Annotated in this window: 5 protein-coding genes; 2 read left to right on the forward strand and 3 right to left on the reverse strand. The window is 65.7% G+C overall.

From position 1 onward, the window contains the following. Window positions 1-133 precede the first annotated feature (133 nt). The gene (locus VKI00_RS00105; protein WP_324434304.1) at window positions 134-883 is read right to left on the reverse strand and encodes a methyltransferase domain-containing protein; all 750 of its coding nucleotides are present in this window, start codon (window positions 881-883) and stop codon (window positions 134-136) included. A gap of 587 nt (window positions 884-1,470) precedes the next feature. Between VKI00_RS00105 and VKI00_RS00110 the strand changes: the two genes are divergently transcribed. Beyond that, on the forward strand, window positions 1,471-2,715 hold the full coding sequence (locus VKI00_RS00110; RefSeq protein WP_324434306.1) for an IS110 family transposase: 1,245 nt from the start codon (window positions 1,471-1,473) through the stop codon (window positions 2,713-2,715). A 26-nt stretch (window positions 2,716-2,741) separates the two neighbouring features. On the opposite strand, the gene VKI00_RS00115 is transcribed toward VKI00_RS00110, so the two are convergent. Together VKI00_RS00115 and VKI00_RS00120 are read right to left on the reverse strand one after the other, a co-directional pair. Beyond that, entirely contained in the window at window positions 2,742-3,920 is a 1,179-nt protein-coding gene (locus VKI00_RS00115) for an IS110 family transposase (RefSeq protein ID WP_324434308.1), read from the reverse strand. 466 nt (window positions 3,921-4,386) lie between these two features. Further along, window positions 4,387-4,635, reverse strand: a complete 249-nt coding sequence (locus VKI00_RS00120; RefSeq protein ID WP_324434310.1) for a DUF1918 domain-containing protein — start codon at window positions 4,633-4,635, stop codon at window positions 4,387-4,389. A gap of 419 nt (window positions 4,636-5,054) precedes the next feature. Here VKI00_RS00120 and VKI00_RS00125 point away from each other — a divergent pair. Beyond that, window positions 5,055-5,248, forward strand: a 194-nt coding sequence (locus tag VKI00_RS00125) for a hypothetical protein (protein ID WP_324434312.1), incomplete at its 3' end; no start/stop codon positions are given.

The following is a 5,248-nucleotide window of genomic DNA, read 5'->3' on the forward strand; positions in this document are numbered from 1 at the left end:
CAGCTGAAAGACATCACGGTAGTTCACAGGAGTTATCTGTAACTGTGGGCAGATTGTGGGCACGGTGTGGGCACCACTGATCGGGCGGCTTTGGCCACCGGTCGGCATGGTTGGCGCGACCACCACCGCCGTGTCATCCGCGTTTCCCACGCACCCACTGAATAGTGCCGACACTCTTGGTCCGGACGCTGACGAAGCCGTGGTCCTCCAGGATGTCGCCGAGTTCGTCTTCGCCGAACACATGGGCCCCGGTGTGGGGCAGATTTTCCCAAAACCTGGCAGCAGCTCCCCCGACGGTGGGCACCATCACAGCCAGTCGTCCCTCTGGGCGCAGCACCCGCGCCATCTCTGCCAGCGCCGCCACTGGGTCGGGTATCAATTGCAGCACGGCGATCGAAACGATCGCGTCGACGGTCTGGTCACGCAGGGGAAGCCGTTGCGCATCTGCGCGCAAGAAGCCGATCTGCGGTGCCGCGTGGGCCTTGACCGCGCGGGCGAGCATCGGCTTAGAAACGTCGACGCCCAACGCCAATCCGTCCGGGCCCACGGCGCGGGCCAGCGACGCGGTGACACTCCCGGGACCGCAGCCGACGTCCAGCGCGGTCGCGCGCGGCGCGATGTTCAACCACTCGGTCGGCTCCTGCCATGCGGTGAACAGCCTGCGCGATAGGGCTTGGGCGTTGTCATAGAGCAGCGACCCGACCCGCGAGGCCCACACCGACTGGATCGCCCCCGTGTTTCGAGGCAGTGCGGTGTCCCCGCCCGCTCCGGTGCCCAGTAGATCGAGATAGCCCTCGCTGACATCTGGACTCGTCGGTGGATTGGCGAGCAGTTCCATTGCCTTGTGCAAGGCGGGCGACAACGTGGCGTCCACATCGGCCATGCGCACTCCTGAGAGCAAAGTCGAAGCTGTAAAGCAATTAACGAGCCGGGAGCTACAAGGCACACCACGGTTGGGTCATCCGACGACTCTAGACGGCGCCTCTCTCTAATAGAGCCCGAACGGCTTCGGCGACCGCTTGCAGTCGACGCCTGGCGCCTCTCAAGCCCGTGAGGCTTTGACACAGACCGTGCGCGGCGGGGTGGCCACCGGAGTCGTTCGCCAAGCTGCGCTGTAGACACCACGTCGAACAGGGCGTGCGGTGCCGGGCCCGGCCGGGTACGAGGTGGACGGTTGGGATCAGCTGGACTTCAAGTCCTCCCGAAGATCAGCGCGCTACGGCGCGTCGGGACTGTCACCGCGATCTCCTGCAGCAGATTGCTGCTCGTGGTTCGAGCCCGCCCGCACGGTCAACACCTTGAGATAACGCGAGCTTCGAGCTCTGTGAAAGACCGGAGCCGTGCGGGTTGCTGGGATCGCGAACGGCTCAATCGGAGGATAGGCCATAGAGCCTTGCTATTAGGGCGCCGCGCGTTCCCGTTCAGGGTCTCGCAACCTCGTCAAGGATAGTCCATTTTGTGGAGGTGAAGATGACCGCACGACAGTCGGTGACCTGCGGAATCGATTGGGCGGAAAGGCATCACGACGTCGCCTTGGTCGACGAGCACGGCCAGCTGGTGGCCCAGCGCCGGATCAGCGACAACGCCGAGGGTTTCGCCATGCTAACCGAGCTACTGGCCGACGCCGGAGACAACGAGGACAACCCGATCCCGATAGCCATCGAAACGCCTCGGGGACTGCTTGTGGCCGCCCTGCGCGCAACGGGTCGAGGGGTTTATGCCATCAACCCGATGGCAGTGGCCCGCTACCGCGAACGCTGGACAGTCGCCCGCTCCAAAAGCGACCACGCCGACGCGATGGTGCTGGCCAACATCCTGCGCACCGACCGCCACGCGCACCATCCCCTGCCCGCCGACAGCGAACTCGCCCAAGCAATCGCGGTGCTCGCCCGCGCCCACCAGGACGCCACCTGGCGGCGCACCAAGGCCGTGCAGGAACTCCGCGCCCACCTGCGCGAGTACTACCCCGGATTCCTCGAGGCCTTCACAGCAGCGGGCGTGACCAACCTCGCCAGCGCGGACGCCCGAGCGCTACTGGCCATCGCGCCGACACCAGCCGCCGGCGTGAAGCTCACTCGAGCCAGGATCGCCGCTGCGTTGCGCCGCGGCGGCCGCCAGCGCAACATCGACCGGCTGGCTGACCAACTGCGGCAGGCATTGCGACAACCGCAGCTGCGCCAACTCGAACTGGTGGAGCACGCGATGGGTGTGCAGACACTGAGCTTGCTCGCGGTCCTCAATGCCGCCTGCGCGGGGATGGACCAGCTCGCCGAGGCGATCAGCGAGTCCTTCCCCAAGCACCCCGACTACGCGGTGATCACCAGCTTCCCCGGCCTGGCCGAAGTCAGCGGCGCCCGGGTGCTTGCCGAGATCGGTGATGACCGATCCCGTTTCGCCGACGCCCGCGCGCTCAAGGCCTACGCCGGCTCGGCCCCCGTCACCCGCGCATCTGGGCGCAGCCACGCCGTCACCCACCGCAGGATCAAGAATGATCGCCTCGCCGCGGTCGGCTACACCTGGGCCTTCATGGCCCTCACCAACGCGCCAGCGGCCCGAGCCCACTACCAACGCCGCCGCGCCCGCGGCGACCGTCACCCAGCCGCACTCCGGCACCTGTTCAATCGGATGCTCGGTCAGCTGCACCACTGCCTGCAGACCAGCCAGCTCTACAACGAGCAACTCGCCTTCACCCCGCCGATACCAGCCGCTGCTTGACCTCCATCCCCTATCGGAGGTCTGTGTCAAGACTCTTGGTCGCCGGTTGTATGGTGGCGGTTGGCTGGCCCGGTGAGTGACTGGTCCGAAGTGCCGGCAAAGGGGTGTGAGCCGGCCGCGCTGGACACTTGAGCCGCCCCCACGTGTCCCGCCGGGCCTGCCCCTACCAGGGTCGTGGCGTCATGTACCAGTTGGCGATAGACGCTGGCCGACAGATGTCTTTTGAGGCAGCGCAACGCTTCTCGGTGGCTTTTGCCGGCTGATCTTTTCCGCTGGTAGTAGGCCCGCCCGGGGGTGTCGCGGGAGATCTGGGTGATCGCCATGGTGTGTAGGCAGCAGTTGAGCTGGCGGTCCCCGGCGCGAGAGAGGCGATGGCGGATGACATCGCCGGATGAGGTGTCGATTGGGGCGGTGCCGGTGTAGGAGGCGAACGCTGCCTCCGATCGGAAGCGATGAACCGAGCCGACGCGGGCCAGGATCTTGGCCGCGGTCAGGGTGCCGATTCCGCAGAGCTGGGTCAGGGTGCTGCCCGATGCGCTGAGGGCAGTCTCGATGTCGGCGGCAGCTTTGGTGATGCGGCGGTCGAGGTGGCGAATCTCGACGATCAGGTCCACCGCCAGCCCGCGCAGCGCCTTGGCCGCGGGGTCGCTTGGCCGTACTTGACGCAGGAGGTCGGCGGCTCGATTGGCGGTCAGGTTACGCGCTGCACCCGCGGGTGTGAGCTGGGTGAGCAGCACGTGCAGCCGGTTGATGGTTTGGGTGCGGATCTTGACCAGGTCGTCACGATGCTCCACCAGCGCACGCAGCGCGGTCATGGCCGCGTCGGTTCTGGCGGTGTTCAGCCGGGTCGCTGTCAACGCGGCGATACCGACCGACACCGCATCGGCCTGATCGGTTCTGCGTCCATGACCCGTAGACAGCACCCGCACTCGCGCGGCGAGTTTGGCAGGAACATCGACCACCTCGATGCCATCACGGACCAACCGGTTGCTCAGTGGGGCGCCCAGACCGGCGGCGCCTTCAATAGCCCACCGGCTGTTGGTCCAGCGTTGAGCGAATCGGCGCAGCTCGCGGTAGCCCTCCCGGCTGACAGGGACCCGGATGATCTCCAGCGGTTGCAACGAGGCATCGACCGCGGCGGCGGTCCACGAGGCCTTGTGCGGATCGACCGCGATCATCACCGGGTCTTTCGCTGTTGCGGGCAATGTGTTGTCCTCCCTAACTCGATATGCGCTTTGAGAAGCGGGGAGGGCACACCAACTTTCGGCTTTGCAGGCCTCTCTTCAGCCACTCCCGGCCAACGGCGCCGACCCGGGACGCAAGCCGTCTAAGAGCCAACCCCGCAGGGCGACAGGTATGACGCGGGCGAACCCGGACCGGCACCTAGGACATCGTGGCTGCAGACCCCGACGACCTAACCGAAATTGAACAAGTTGGTATGGAGGCTGACTGAGGCCGAAGGTCCTCCGTCGGCGAACAGGCCCGAGAAGCTGAAGACGCCTTCTTCTGGGTGACCCACTACGAGCGAGGCTTCCGGGACATGGCGATGTCGGGTTAGACCGACCGGCATCCAACTCAGTGCCGTCCGCCCGCATGCGCGAGAGCCCATCGCGTGATGGCCTAACCAGGCCGCCAGCAAGCCTGCGGGGCGATAACGGCGAGCCGCAGCACCTAGTCGTTGGTGCCGCGGTGTGCGGCCCGTTCCTGTGCCCGCTCGTCCGCTGCTTCCTGCTCCTCGGGTGTCACCACAATGGCGTCAGGGCCGGGAACCACCGTCGCCACATGGCCGGTGGCGAGCCACCGCACCACGTAGGGTGGCGAGCCGTCCGCCGAGTGCACCTCCGTAATAAGCCCCCGCTGGTCCGAGCGCTCGGTTGTCGTGCCCTTGATCACCAACCAGTCGCCTACGTTGGCTTTCATCGCCGACTCCTTCCTCCACTCCTGTTCCGATTCTGCGCGCCTCCCAGCGCCGGCGGTACCCCCGCCCGAGAGCATCTCGCCTCATAACCCGAGGGCTCCGCCCACCCAGGTGCGATGTAACGGTGAAGCCCTGCCGGGCGCGCTGCAGCCTGGCGACCTCGCGGTGTAGGACGGTTATGTCGCGATGGTGGTTGGCAACGACATCATGATCGAAGCGAATTATTAATAGGGGTGCAGACTTGCCGCTCTCATGGCATCGCCTCGGCCCAGCGTCCCATTGCGCGCGCAGGTGGGCCCGCTCCGCATCGCCCCTTGGGGCCCTTTGGATGGTCGGCCGGAGCCTGCACCGCCTATGCACCACCATACGACACCTGGCCCGCTGGTCCGGCAGCCACACGAACAGCGACACACCGGTCGGCATGCCATTCAGTTCGGTGGAGTACTCGTTGCGGCACTTGAGCTATTTGCTTAGCCAGCGGAATGTCCTCTGCCTCAACAGGAATCATCTGTTCCGTTCGATCCGTTTGCGCTTTGCACACAACGCATTGCCGACCCAACGTAACCTTCCGAATTGGCTTGTCAGGGAACAACTTATGGAAGCAATCAAAGCAAA

The organism is Mycobacterium sp. (assembly GCF_035314665.1).
GTDB lineage: Bacteria > Actinomycetota > Actinomycetes > Mycobacteriales > Mycobacteriaceae > Mycobacterium.